Below are 12,927 nucleotides of genomic sequence, written 5' to 3'. Positions count from 1 at the left end.
ACAGACAGATATTCGACAGGCAATGGCCTTATTGATAAAAATACGCTGCTTTAAAGGCATTACTTCATAATTTAGTGAATAAAAATAAGTTATTTTTCAAACAATTTAACAGGAGTAGATTCTTCGTTATTTGATTGAATACACAAACAAACAGGTTTATACGTGATGCTTGTCACGGGGATTTATTAATTCACTTCACAATTAGTTCGCAAAGTAAAAAAATTGTCCCGTTATAGAATTTCGGAGTGCAAGATGTACATGGCTCAACCGGGCCATATTGATCATATCAAACAGGTCAATGCTGGTCGTGTATATAAACTAATTGACCTAAAAGGTCCTATTTCTCGAATTGATTTGTCCAAGCAGAGTGAGCTTGCTCCTGCTAGTATCACCAAAATCACTCGAGAATTAATTGAAGCGCACTTGATTCATGAAACGACAGTACAAGAAGCGACGAGTCGTGGTCGACCTGCTGTCGGTTTGCAGGTCAATAATGAAGGCTGGCAATTTTTGTCAATGCGTTTGGGGCGGGGTTATTTAACCATTGCTTTGCATGAGTTAGGCGGTGATGTACTAATCGATACTAAAATCGAGATACACGAGCTTGATCAAGACGATGTGCTTGAGCGCCTGCTTTACGAAATTGATGAATTCTTTCAGACTTACGCGGATCAACTTGATCGTGTTACCAGTATTGCCCTTACGCTGCCTGGTCTCGTGAACTCAGAGCAAGGTGTCGTTTTGCAGATGCCTCATTACAATGTCGAAAATCTTGCTCTTGGACCAGAGATATACAAAGCAACAGGCTTGCCAGTTTTCATTGCCAATGACACGCGAGCTTGGGCATTAGCAGAAAAGCTTTTTGGTCATTCTCAAGATAATGACAACTCCGTTCTTATCTCTATCCACCACGGTTTAGGTGCGGGCATCATTCTGGATGGGCGCGTTTTGCAAGGCCGTCACGGTAACATTGGTGAACTCGGGCATATTCAAATTGACCCAAATGGAAAACGTTGTCATTGCGGCAATATAGGCTGTTTGGAAACCGTTGCCAGTTCTCAGGCAATTCGTGAAGAAGTCGTAAGACGAATCGCTGATGGCGAAGACTCTATTCTTGCTAAACAAGAGGAAATGAGTATTGAGAGCATTTGTGAAGCCGCTGCAAACGGTGATCCTTTGGCCGTCGATGTGATTGAAAAACTTGGACGCTACTTAGGCTCTGCAATTGCTATTGTGATCAACTTATTTAACCCTGAGAAAATCTTGATCGGTGGTGTGATTAACCAAGCAAAAGATGTGCTTTATCCTGCGGTTCGTCGCTGTATCGAAGAACAGAGTTTACCTGTTTATCACCAAGATCTTGAGCTGGTGGAGTCTCGTTTCTATAAGCAAGCCACAATGCCTGGTGCCGCGTTGATTAAGCAAGCGTTGTACGATGGTCAACTATTGATGAAGGTTGTGGAAGGTTAAGTACTTTTTAACATGATGATGTGCCTGGCTGTTGAGACTGCATTTGTAGGTGATTTAGGGTGAGACTTAACGGCTCACCCTTTTTGATCGCCTATTACTAGAAAGGGAATTTGAGTTATGTTGCATTGCTATATCTGTGCCATTCATGTAATTTCCTAAAAAGCTCAAGTAAATAAACAAAATGGCTTTCAATGTGCTGCGTGACTTTGCGTCTGATGCAAAGAGAAGTAATACGCTAAAACTGTTGTACTTTAAAGCTGTGCTCGAAAAGCCAAATATTTTAAGGTTATTTGGTTATATAACCTTGCTGTGTCTGTACTGATTTCGAGTAAAATAAGAATTATCCATAATTTAGGTAGTAGTATGTCCGGAGTGTTAAATACGGTTGACCAGCGTACAAACTTGGTTGGTGAAAATCGACTAGAGCTTCTGCTGTTCACTTTAAATAGTCGCCAATTATTTGCGATTAATGTGTTCAAAGTGAAAGAGGTCATCAAGCTTCCGCCGTTAACCAAGCTCCCAGGATCGCACTACAATATTCGTGGGGTTGCTTCTCTACGAGGTGAAGCGGTACCAGTGATTGATTTACGAGGCGCAATTGGTTTTCCTGCTTTACGTGGTGAAGCGGAAGAAGAAAATTTGATCGTGACAGAGTACAACCGCACGGTGCAGGGCTTCTTAGTCGGTCCGGTTAAAAACATTATTAATACGGCATGGACTGAAATTCAGCCGCCTCCTTCCACGTCTGGTCGCTCGAATTACCTCACGGCTATCACGCAAATCAAAGAGGGGGATGCCTCTCAAATTGTCGAAATTATTGACGTTGAAAAAGTTTTAGCAGAGATCGTGCATTACGACGTGACTATTTCGGAGGACATTCTCGATCAAGAACTGGCCCAAGCAATGGTCGGGCGTAATGTTCTGATTGTGGATGATTCCTCTACAGCTCGTAATCAAGTTCGCGATACGCTTTCTCAATTGGGTATGAATATCATCGAGTGTCGTGACGGGCTAGAAGCGTTAACGGTTTTAAAACGTTGGTGTGATGAAGGTAAAGATGTAGAAAAAGAGCTGTTGATGATGATTACGGATGCTGAAATGCCTGAAATGGACGGTTATAAACTGACCCATGAAGTGCGCCAAGATCCACGTATGTCTAAGTTGTTTATCACATTGAACACTTCTCTGAGCGGTAGTTTTAATGAAGCCATGGTACAAAAAGTAGGCTGTGATCGCTTTATATCTAAATTCCAACCGGATCTGCTGGTTGAAGTTGCTCAAGACCGATTACGCCAGATGCTTTCTAAAAGTGCATGATTAGATCTAGTGAAATCAGAGGGAGCGCACCTCTCTCTCTGATTTTTAACACCTCTCTCCTTAATTCCTCTGTACTAGTGGAAATCCCGAGATTTACTTTGTAGATTGTTCAAGTAGTGCGTGCAATCAATCAACTTACCAGCAATGACGTGCGTGACTTCTCCCTCTCTTTCAAGAATGCCTTTCACCATTAATACTTTAGCGCCTAAATACGCTTGCTTTTGGGCTCGTGCTGTAGCTTGCCAAACGACCACATTAATGTTGCCCGTGTCATCTTCTAACGTAAAAAATGTCACGCCAGCGGCGGTGCCTGGAGATTGTCTTCCTGTTACCACACCTACCACTGTGACCAGTGACTTATGCGGTTTCTCTGTCAGTTGCCTCATGCGGGTAAAGTGAGGGAGTTTGCCCGTTTCTTCTAATAATTTAATTGGATGGCGGCTAAGAGATAGTCCCGTGCTTGCGTAATCCTCAATTAAATTTTCATATTCAGAGGGTTGAGTCTGGTAGCTAACATTGGGTTCTTCGACCTTGTGAAACAATGGTAGGTCAGATAAGGAATCCATTGCTGCCCAGCGAGCGTTATAACGATTTCCCGACAAGGCCTGAAATGCATTGGCTGAAGCCAATAATTCAATGTCACTTCGGCTTCTTAATATCTGCTTTACTTCTTGAATCGTTCGGTAACCATTAAGTGGTTTGCGCTCAATAAGCCTTTGTGCGCTTTCTGCGTTAAAGCCTTTCACCAAGCGAAAACCAAGTTGCACGCCGAGCCTGCCATTCGGACGTGAGACGAGATGATGCTGATATTTTGAATGATTGACGCACACCGGCAATACTTCAACGCCATGCCGGCGAGCATCTTGTACTAATTGCGATGGGCTATAAAATCCCATTGGTTGGCTGTTCAATAATGCAGTGTAAAATTCGGCTGGGTAATAATATTTTAACCATGCAGAACAATATGCCAGCACTGCGAAAGACGCTGAATGACTTTCAGGGAAGCCGTACTCACCAAAGCCGCAAATCTGATCGAAAATTCGCTCAGCAAACGCTAAGTCATAGCCTCTCTCTTGCATACCATTGATCAGTTTTGGTCTGAATTTAGCGAGATCGCCATTCTTTTTCCATGATGCCATCGCTCGACGGAGTTGATCGGCCTCGCCGCCGCTAAACCCTGCGGCTACCATGGCTAGCTTGATGACTTGCTCTTGGAAAATAGGGACGCCCATAGTCCGCTCAAGAACGCTTTTTACTTCTTCCGATGGATAACTGACAGGCTCTTTGTGATCACGCCGTTTTAAAAAAGGATGCACCATATCACCCTGAATAGGGCCTGGACGAACAATTGCAATTTGAATCACTAAGTCGTAATAACAAGCAGGCTTTAGGCGAGGAAGCATGCTCATTTGTGCACGAGATTCAATTTGGAATACGCCTATCGTGTCGGCTTTTTGGATCATGCGGTACACGTGTGGATCATCTTGTCGGCGAGTGATCTCGGAAATCGAGAGGGATCGCTGGTGATGTTTCTCGACCAGTTGAAAGCACTTTTTGATGGCGTTTAACATGCCGAGTGCGAGTACATCGACTTTTAGTAGCTTCAAGCTTTCTAAATCGTCTTTATCCCATTGAATGATAGTGCGATCTTCCATCGAGGCATTTTCAACAGGTACTAACTCATATAAAGGGCCAGATGAAATTACAAATCCACCTACGTGCTGAGATAAATGGCGTGGGAAGCCAATGATCTCGTTGACCAATTGGATGAACTGCTGCCCTTTGAGAGATTCTGGTTGTAAGCCCAGTTCAATAATTTGAGCTTGCCAGCCTTGGCTGCGATCTCGGCGATTAACGTTCTTAATGAAAAAATCCAATTGGGTCTCTTCAATCCCTAGTGCTTTACCGACTTCACGCACGGCACTTTTAAAGCGATAGCTGATCACTGTTGCAGCAAGTGCTGCACGCTCACGGCCATATTTTTTGTAAATATACTGGATAACTTCTTCACGGCGCTCGTGTTCAAAGTCCACATCAATATCCGGCGGTTCCTTACGTTCTTTACTGATAAATCGTTCGAATAAGACAGCGATTTGTAGAGGATCGACGGCGGTAATTTCCAGGCAATAACACACCACAGAGTTTGCAGCGGAACCTCGCCCTTGGTAAAGAATGCCTTGCTGTTTCGCGAACATTACAATGTCGTGAATAGTAAGGAAGTAGTAGTGGTATTTCAGCTCTTGAATAAGCGCCAGTTCATTCTCGATGGTTTGATTGACTTCTGCTGGCACACCTTCAGGAAAACGCAGCTTTTTACCACGTTCGACCAACATACGTAAGTAAGAGTCGGGTGTGTAACCATCTGGGATCAGCTCGGTAGGATATTCGTATTTTAAATCGGAGAGCTTAAACTCGCATAAATCGGCGATGTAAGTACTTTCTTCCAGCCATTCTGGTTTGTAAATCCGAATCAACTTTTTAAAAGGACGAAGCGCTCGCTCTGTATTCGAAATACGATCAAAACCGAGTTTATCGACGCTACACCCATGCTTTATAGCAGTAAGTACATGCTGTAATGGCAAGCGTTCAACATCATGCATGAGAACGCCTCCGCAGGCAGTTATAGGTAATTGAAATTCATGTGCTAACTGCTCGCAGTGCGCAATGTATTCAGTATCGTTGTTACTCAAATGGCGCTGAATCGCTACCCACAAACGATTAGCGTGGTGTTGATTGAGCCAGCGCCCCCAATAGTGATCACTCTCTTGATGTGTGGGCAGCCACAATACCAAACAATGTCGAACCGACATCAAATCCCATTCGAACAGTTGATAGTTGCCTTTTTCACTGCGTCTCCTTGCGTTTGTGATGATACGACACAACTCGGCATAAGCCTTGCGACAAGGGCAAAGCAGTACGATTTGGCATTCATCATTTAACCAAAACATACTTCCAACGATTTGTTTGATATCGAGTTTATGTTGTTCGATGGTCGCATGGGCTTTGACAATGCCCGCGACCGAACATTCATCCGTTATGGCTAGAGCTTGATAGCGATAGAAAGCAGCTTGGAGTACCAGCTCTTCTGCATGAGAAGCCCCAGTCAAAAAAGAGAAGTTAGACTGACAAAATAGTTCCGCGTAACTCATAATGACCCAACAAAAATAACTGTCGATTTAACAAAAATAGCCATGAAGAAACCAGTGCTTGTGCTGATCACGAAATATCCATAACCAGCGGCCTTGCTTGGTGTGTGCAATGTAGTAATCACGCATGATCTCATCACCATCCCACCACCCAGAAACTATTCGCTCAGGTCCGTGGACCAAAGAAACTTGCTCTTGCAATACAATGGGAGTCGGTAATTGCATTGCGGGGCGTAGTATGGATGGTATGGCGTGCCCCTTTTCATCCGGAGCATCAGCAGGGCGATACTGACTGGCCTTTTCTGGTCTAGGATCGCAAGCAATATTGGGTTTTAAAACGGCATTTTTTCCCAATTTAGCTTGCAGTAAAGAGAGCAGCTCTAAAGCATTCATGTTTCCTTTCTGCCCAGCAAAGAGATCGCGTGATGCACTAAGAGGCTCACCTTGACGGATGACTTTTAACGTTAGCCCTGTGACTGGGCCATTAAGCGAGAGTGACTCTAAGCTCAAACTCGCTAACTGTTGCCAACGCTGACATAGGTAATCACCTTGCGCAGAAGTGAGCTGAAGGTGTTGCTCTTGTTTCTCACGCTGGTGGAGTGTTAAACACAGTTCAAAAGCGACCTTATCTCTTAATTTAAGAAAGATTTCGAGTTGACGAAGTAATTTGGCCAACGGCTTTTCAATCCACTGAACGTTTTCGATCTCAAACAACAGCTCTAAATAAACTTGGAAGGATTCGGTAGGGTGATAAAAGTCGACAGGGTGTTTAAACTGCCCAGTCAGTCGACCAACGTAGTTCACCAAATCGATATCAAAGCGTCGTGCGATGTCTTGCAATGGCAGTTCAAGCAGGTTTTGCAATGTGGTGACACCTACACGTTGTAACTTCTCTACGGTAGCGTTTGATAAATCTGTCAGTTTTAACGGTAGTGGTGATAAAGCTTTTTGTATGGCAGATTTGTCTTCACTGATGACGTTCGCTCCTGATATTGCCATCAATTTGGCAGCAAAAGGAGAAAAACCACATCCGAATTGAAAACTCAGTTTCAGCTCCGATAAGTGAGCTCTGACTTTATTCCAATAGTTTTCAAGCCCTTCATACAGAGCGAGCATTGGAGTAGCACGCAGTAAAATACCTTGGTTTGGCATCAACACAACGTCAGATGTGATCAAATACAACCACTGAGCTACCTCTTGTAATTTATTTAATTCGGTTTGTGGATGATAAGGATGCACTTGTAAATCTCGACACAAGGACGCAGCACTGCCTAGGCCCATACCTGGCTTAATGCCTTGTTGTTCGGCAATCTCGTTGTATTGAATAATCTGGCAACGTTGGCTTTCGACAATCACCACGGGTCGTTCTTGGTTATCACCAAAGAGTGCGTCTAGCTGTAGGCGAGGGAAGTGCAAGTAAATCCACAGAGCCATATCACTAACCTTGGTTCGCCAGTGGGAAATTGACCACAGTCGAGTGCACAGTTTCAGATGATGGTTTCACCAGTTGCGGGTAATGGTGTTGGAAGCCGATACTAACGCTACCTCTATTCCAGCCTCCTTTCCTTTTCAGCACTTCAACATTAATCCCTTGCTCGTCGCCTTTCAGTTTTAAACTGAGTGACACAGGCAAAGACAAGCGGTTGATAGTATCTGTTTTAAGCATAAAGAGCGGGCAACTCCCTTGTTCACTTGCTACCTGTAAGCGTTTCACTTGATGTATTTCAAGCTCTTCTTGCCATAACAAAACATTACTGCATACCCCACTTTTCAGACATTGCTCTGCAGCCCAAAGAGCATCTTTGGGATGAGCTGGATTAACAACCCACACTTGGTTTATATCCAACCCGATGTAGTGTAAAAACAGAGAATTCACTAGCGCAGGTGGTTGAATAAATGCGGTTATACCATTGGTCTGAGTGGCTTTTAAATAGGGAGCGAGCAAACGCAATTCACCAATACTACCAATAGATTCCATCTCCACTACGCCATGAGGTGGAAAGCCTCCGCCGAGCAAATCATCTAATTCAGAAAAACCGGAACTAGTCTGCAACTGCTGAGGATCTGCTTTCGTTAAATTTGCTTGCCAAACAAGGTGTTGGCTTTTTAAGTTCTGAATAATATCTTGCATAATAAACACCTGTATATATGTACAGTATATTTCTGTGGGAGAAAGTCGCAAGATTTTTATGAAGAGAGAAATGAAAAAAGGCAGCGTTTGCTGCCTTTTCAATCGATTATGTGAGGTAACCTGAATGAGTTATTTACGCTTCGGTTGAGCGTCGATGCATTGACCGTTCACATCGGTAACCGCAGGATCCATTAAGTGCAAATATAGCGGCATGATATCCAGTGGCGTTTTGAGAGTATTCGCATCTTCACCCGGATATGCTTTTTCACGCATGCGAGTACGAGTGGCACCAGGGTTAATTGCGTTAACGCGGATCGGTGTATCACTCAGCTCGTCAGCCAAAACTTGCATCATGCCTTCTACGGCAAATTTAGAGATAGCGTATGGCCCCCAGAATGCGCGGCCAGAGTGGCCGACGGTTGAAGAGGTAAAGATAATACGCCCAGCTTCTGATTTACGCATCACAGGCAGTAGTGCTTGAGTCATTAGCACTTCGGCTTTCACGTTGATCTGCATGATATCGTCGAAGTCTTCCTCTTTGATTTGATCAAATGGACACAGCGAACTCAAGACACCTGCGTTGTGTAATAGACCATCCAAGCGACCAAACTGTCCTTCGATTGTCTCTGCCATATCAATGTAATTCTGCTGAGTTGCGCCCTTGAGATCCAATGGAATGATAGCTGCTTGTGGATAGCCAGCAGCTTCAATCTCATCATAGATAGATTCAAGGTTTTGCACATTTCTACCCAAGAGAATAACAGTTGCACCGTGCTCGGCATAAGAAAGCGCGGCTTGACGGCCGATGCCATTACCAGCGCCAGTAACAAGAATGACTTTACCTTTTAGAGCATCAGCTGAAACGGAGTAGTTCACGGCGATAAATCCTTATTATTGTAAGAGGGTCCATGATAGTTAATTGACGCTAAAAAACGCCTGTTTCTCAATGGAAAATCTTGGTAATCGTGACAAGATGGTTACAATACACCAATTCATGTGTTATACCAATTCCAGAACTTTCGTTAGGTATGCTATCAATCAGAACAAGTGGTTACAAACCGCGCTGCCTTCTCGCTGATGTTTCTGCGTAACATACTAACATCATCTGAAATGAGATAAAGGAGCTCTCGTTGGAATTTTTATTAGATTATGGTCTGTTTCTGGCCAAAATTATCACGGTGGTTGCTGCGATAATTGTTCTGCTCATTATTGCAAAATCGGCTGGTGGCAAATCGGGTGCGGCGAAAGGGGAGTTAGAGATTACCAACCTTTCAGAGCAACACAAACAATCTGTTGAGCAGTTAGAGCATCATTTGCATGACGATGCTTTCATCAAGGCTCGAGATAAAGCCGTCAAGAAAGAAGAAAAAGAGAAGAACAAATCTCGCGAGAAAGAAATCAAACAAGCGAGCAAAGACGGTTCATTAGATAGCAAGCGTGAACCACACCTATTTGTTCTTGATTTCAACGGTAGCATAGACGCAAAAGAAGTCGCGTCTCTACGTGAAGAAATCACCGCTATTTTGGCTGTCGCACGTGAAGGTGATGAAGTGTTACTTCGCTTAGAGTCTGGCGGTGGTATGGTTCATGGTTACGGCCTTGCCTCTTCTCAACTGGACCGAATCAAAGCTGCGGGTCTTCCTCTGACCATCTCTGTTGACAAAGTTGCGGCAAGTGGCGGTTACATGATGGCATGTGTAGCAGATAAAATTGTTTCTGCACCATTTGCAATTGTGGGTTCTATTGGCGTTATCGCACAAATTCCTAACTTCAACAAACTGTTGAAGAAACATGACATTGAGTACGAACAACTAACAGCGGGTGAATATAAACGCACGCTAACGATGTTCGGTGAGAATACCGATAAAGCGCGCGATAAGTTTAAGCAAGAACTTGAAGAAACACATGTCTTGTTTAAAGACTTCATTCGTGAGCGTCGTCCTAGTTTGGACCTAGACAAAGTAGCCACTGGTGAGCACTGGTTCGGTACACAAGCGAAAGAGCTTGGTTTGGTGGATGACATTAGTACATCTGATGATATCGTTGTTGCGGCATGCAAAGATAAAACTGTACTTTCTGTGCATTATGTACAAAAGAAAAAACTGGCCGACAAGCTAGCAGGTGTGGCGGGTAAAGTCGCTGATAGTGTGATTTTAAAGTTAGCTGAGCGTGGTCAAAATCCGATTGTTTAATCGAGCTTAAGTTCATGACATTTAAAACGGCGAGGGCGGAAGCTCTCGCCGTTTTTGTTGAACTTTATGTTTATTGATGAATCCAATTACGCATTAGGTGTAATGCTTTACACGACATTTTTCCTCGCTCCAAAGACTGATTACCCGTATAATGTGCGCCTCGAAAACCGAGCAAATTGCTGAAAAGAAACTATTGGTGGAGAAGAACATGTCCTCTCAAACTCCGGTTGTAACCGTAGATGGACCTAGTGGTGCAGGTAAAGGCACTTTATGTATGTTGCTGGCGAAAAAATTGGGTTTCCAACTCTTAGATTCTGGCGCAATTTATCGTGTACTTGCACTCGCTGCGATTCACCACGGTGTCGACACCGAGTCAGAAGATGCTCTTGTCCCACTAGCAACACACCTAGACGTTCAATTTATCGCGGAAGGTGACTTAGTTAAGGTCATTCTAGAAGGCGAAGACGTGTCAGGGGAGCTTCGTAAAGAAGAAACGGGTATGGCAGCATCTAAAGTTGCGGCTTTGCCACGTGTTCGTGAAGCATTACTACGTCGTCAGCGTGCATTTGAGACCGCTCCGGGTCTGGTTGCTGATGGTCGTGATATGGGCACAATTGTATTCCCGAGTGCGCAAGCAAAAATCTTCCTTGATGCGAGTGCTGAAGAGCGTGCAAATCGACGCCTTAAACAGTTGCAAGAGAAAGGGTTAGATGTTAGATTTGCTGACCTTTTAAGCGAGATCCAAGAGCGTGACGACCGAGATCGTAACCGCCCAGTGGCGCCATTACGCCCTGCTGAGGATGCGCTTGTGCTAGATTCTACGTCGATGACTATCGACGAAGTAGTAGAAAAGGCACTACAATATATCGAATCGAAGCTAGCTGAGTAATAATACTCGACTAGGCTAAGAGCGTTGGTCGCAAGGATGATGACTGGCGAATTTAATAACCCCATGCGGTAGGATACCCGTGGAAGTTTAATTTATTGAAGATTAATTAAATGACTGAATCTTTTGCTCAACTCTTTGAAGAGTTTCTAAACGAAACAGAATTCCAACAAGGCAGCATCGTTAAAGGTACTGTAGTAGCTATCGAGAACGGTTTCGTTCTTGTTGACGCTGGTCTTAAGTCTGAATCTGCTATCCCTGCTGAACAGTTCAAGAACGCTGCTGGCGAACTTGAAGTTGAAGTTGGCGCTGAAGTAGACGTAGCTCTAGACGCTGTTGAAGATGGTTTCGGTGAAACTCAACTTTCTCGTGAGAAAGCTAAGCGTCACGAAGCTTGGATTGTACTTGAGAAAGCTTACGAAGAAGCTGAAACTGTTGTTGGTATCATCAACGGTAAAGTTAAAGGCGGTTTCACTGTTGAACTAAACGGTATCCGTGCCTTCCTTCCTGGCTCTCTAGTAGACGTACGTCCAATCCGCGACACTGCTCACCTAGAAAACAAAGAGCTAGAGTTCAAAGTTATCAAACTTGACCAAAAACGTAACAACGTAGTTGTTTCACGTCGTGCAGTTATCGAATCAGAGAACAGCGTTGAGCGTGACGAGCTTCTAGAAACTCTACAAGAAGGTTCTGAAGTTAAAGGTATCGTTAAGAACCTTACTGACTACGGTGCGTTCGTTGACCTAGGTGGCGTTGACGGTCTTCTACATATCACTGATATGGCTTGGAAGCGCGTTAAGCACCCATCTGAAATCGTTAACGTTGGTGACGAGATCCAAGTTAAAGTTCTTAAGTTCGACCGTGAGCGTACTCGCGTATCACTAGGTCTTAAGCAACTAGGCGAAGATCCATGGGTAGCAATCGCTAAGCGTTACCCAGAAGGTCACAAACTAACTGGTCGCGTAACTAACCTAACTGACTACGGCTGCTTCGTTGAAATCGAAGAAGGCGTTGAAGGTCTAGTTCACGTTTCAGAAATGGATTGGACTAACAAGAACATCCACCCTTCTAAAGTTGTTAATGTTGGCGACGAAGTTGAGGTTATGGTTCTTGAAATCGACGAAGAACGTCGTCGTATCTCTCTAGGTCTGAAACAGTGTAAAGCTAACCCATGGCAGTCATTCGCTGAAGCACAAGCTAAAGGCGACAAAGTTACTGGTAAGATCAAGTCTATCACTGACTTCGGTATCTTCATCGGTCTAGAAGGCGGCATCGACGGTCTAGTTCACCTATCTGACATTTCTTGGAATGTTGCTGGCGAAGAAGCTGTACGTGAGTACAAGAAAGGCGACGAGATCTCTGCAGTTGTTCTAGCAGTAGACGCTGAGCGTGAGCGCATCTCTCTAGGCATCAAGCAAATGGAAAATGACCCATTCAATGCTTACGTTGCTGACAACAAGAAAGGTGTTCTAGTTAACGCTACTGTAACTGCTGTTGACGCTAAAGGCGCTACTGTTGAAATCGCAGAAGGCGTTGAAGGTTACATCCGTGCTTCTGAAGTATCACGCGATCGCGTAGAAGATGCTTCTCTAATCCTAAGCGCTGGTGATGTTGTTGAAGCGAAGTTCACAGGTGTAGACCGTAAGAACCGCGTAATCAACCTATCTATCAAAGCTAAAGACGAAGCTGACGAGCAAGAAGCAATGGCATCTATCAACAAGCAAGATGACAATGCATTCGGTAACGCAATGGCTGACGCTTTCAAAGCTGCTAAAGGCGAATAAT

The 12,927-nt window shown here is 44.2% G+C and carries 9 protein-coding genes; 5 read left to right on the top strand and 4 right to left on the bottom strand.

Annotated features, from left to right (window positions below; genetic code table 11):
• Positions 1-252: 252 nt before the first annotated feature.
• Both R8N49_RS10940 and R8N49_RS10935 read left to right on the top strand, forming a co-directional pair.
• Complete coding sequence (locus R8N49_RS10940; protein WP_005385828.1) at positions 253-1,470, top strand: ROK family protein; 1,218 nt, start codon at positions 253-255, stop codon at positions 1,468-1,470.
• Between the two features lie 363 nt (positions 1,471-1,833).
• Positions 1,834-2,787 (top strand): chemotaxis protein CheV, encoded by a 954-nt coding sequence (locus R8N49_RS10935; protein ID WP_005372976.1) that lies wholly within the window; start codon positions 1,834-1,836, stop codon positions 2,785-2,787.
• 74 nt (positions 2,788-2,861) lie between these two features.
• Here R8N49_RS10935 and R8N49_RS10930 read toward each other — a convergent pair whose 3' ends face one another.
• The 4 genes from R8N49_RS10930 to R8N49_RS10915 all read right to left on the bottom strand — a co-directional run bounded on the left by R8N49_RS10930 (position 2,862) and on the right by R8N49_RS10915 (position 8,940).
• Positions 2,862-5,936, bottom strand: a complete 3,075-nt coding sequence (locus tag R8N49_RS10930) for an error-prone DNA polymerase (RefSeq protein WP_258489677.1) — start codon at positions 5,934-5,936, stop codon at positions 2,862-2,864.
• Between the two features lie 27 nt (positions 5,937-5,963).
• Positions 5,964-7,367 carry a DNA polymerase Y family protein gene (locus R8N49_RS10925; RefSeq protein WP_318189978.1) on the bottom strand — a complete coding sequence of 468 codons (1,404 nt, stop codon included), beginning with the start codon at positions 7,365-7,367 and terminating at the stop codon, positions 5,964-5,966.
• 4 nt (positions 7,368-7,371) lie between these two features.
• Entirely contained in the window at positions 7,372-8,064 is a 693-nt protein-coding gene (gene imuA, locus R8N49_RS10920) for a translesion DNA synthesis-associated protein ImuA (RefSeq protein WP_054577653.1), read from the bottom strand.
• Between the two features lie 129 nt (positions 8,065-8,193).
• Positions 8,194-8,940, bottom strand: coding sequence for a YciK family oxidoreductase (locus R8N49_RS10915; RefSeq protein WP_005372980.1), 747 nt, complete (start codon positions 8,938-8,940; stop codon positions 8,194-8,196).
• Between the two features lie 254 nt (positions 8,941-9,194).
• Between R8N49_RS10915 and sohB the strand changes: the two genes are divergently transcribed.
• The 3 genes from sohB (at position 9,195) to rpsA (ending at position 12,926) form a co-directional block, all read left to right on the top strand.
• Positions 9,195-10,256, top strand: a complete 1,062-nt coding sequence (gene sohB, locus R8N49_RS10910) for a protease SohB (protein WP_186584801.1) — start codon at positions 9,195-9,197, stop codon at positions 10,254-10,256.
• Positions 10,257-10,464: 208 nt separating this feature from the next.
• A complete protein-coding gene (cmk, locus tag R8N49_RS10905; RefSeq protein WP_021033981.1) occupies positions 10,465-11,145 on the top strand; it encodes a (d)CMP kinase in 681 nt (226 codons plus the stop codon).
• 110 nt (positions 11,146-11,255) lie between these two features.
• Complete coding sequence (gene rpsA / locus R8N49_RS10900; protein WP_005385817.1) at positions 11,256-12,926, top strand: 30S ribosomal protein S1; 1,671 nt, start codon at positions 11,256-11,258, stop codon at positions 12,924-12,926.
• The last annotated feature ends 1 nt before the right edge of the window (position 12,927 follow it).

The sequence above is a fragment of the Vibrio sp. 1978 genome, from assembly GCF_033344345.1.
Note: the sequence above shows the minus strand (reverse complement) of the source record. Positions and strands in the feature narration are given on the sequence as shown.

What these genes read in the sequence shown, in the direction of transcription:
- R8N49_RS10940 (WP_005385828.1), top strand. Translation starts at nt 253, where the DNA reads ATGTACATGGCTCAACCGGGCCATATTGATCATATCAAACAGGTCAAT.
- R8N49_RS10935 (WP_005372976.1), top strand. Translation starts at nt 1,834, where the DNA reads ATGTCCGGAGTGTTAAATACGGTTGACCAGCGTACAAACTTGGTTGGT.
- R8N49_RS10930 (WP_258489677.1), bottom strand. Translation starts at nt 5,936, where the DNA reads ATGAGTTACGCGGAACTATTTTGTCAGTCTAACTTCTCTTTTTTGACT.
- R8N49_RS10925 (WP_318189978.1), bottom strand. Translation starts at nt 7,367, where the DNA reads ATGGCTCTGTGGATTTACTTGCACTTCCCTCGCCTACAGCTAGACGCA.
- imuA (WP_054577653.1), bottom strand. Translation starts at nt 8,064, where the DNA reads ATGCAAGATATTATTCAGAACTTAAAAAGCCAACACCTTGTTTGGCAA.
- cmk (WP_021033981.1), top strand. Translation starts at nt 10,465, where the DNA reads ATGTCCTCTCAAACTCCGGTTGTAACCGTAGATGGACCTAGTGGTGCA.
- rpsA (WP_005385817.1), top strand. Translation starts at nt 11,256, where the DNA reads ATGACTGAATCTTTTGCTCAACTCTTTGAAGAGTTTCTAAACGAAACA.